Raw genomic sequence first — 292 nt, forward strand, 5'->3', positions numbered from 1 at the left:
ATCACCAATTTCAAAAATTAGGAGCAACAAAAATAAAGAAAATAAAAACAAAAATGTTGTTGCAACTACTACGCAATTCTAATCTTCAAGCTCTATAATCTTGACAACAGATGCATCCCCAACCTTCTGGCAAACAACAACTCGGTCATGTGACTTTATAACTCCCGAGGCCTTCCCATGATCAAGTGCAACCTTCAGAACTGATTCATTTGTTGCATTTGTAGACTCAGCAGGATGCCGGGGATCAGCAAGCATGGGGAAAAGCCCTCTGACTACAAGCGACTGCCTCGAG

Annotated in this window: 1 protein-coding gene; it reads right to left on the minus strand. The window is 41.8% G+C overall.

Annotated elements, in window-relative coordinates; translation table 11 throughout:
* Positions 1 to 78: 78 nt before the first annotated feature.
* Positions 79 to 292, minus strand: a 214-nt coding sequence (locus C6N31_RS47325) for a pyruvate kinase alpha/beta domain-containing protein (protein WP_198359697.1), incomplete at its 5' end; no start/stop codon positions are given.

The organism is Streptomyces fildesensis (assembly GCF_016107395.1).
GTDB classification, from domain to species: Bacteria; Actinomycetota; Actinomycetes; order Streptomycetales; family Streptomycetaceae; genus Actinacidiphila; species Actinacidiphila fildesensis.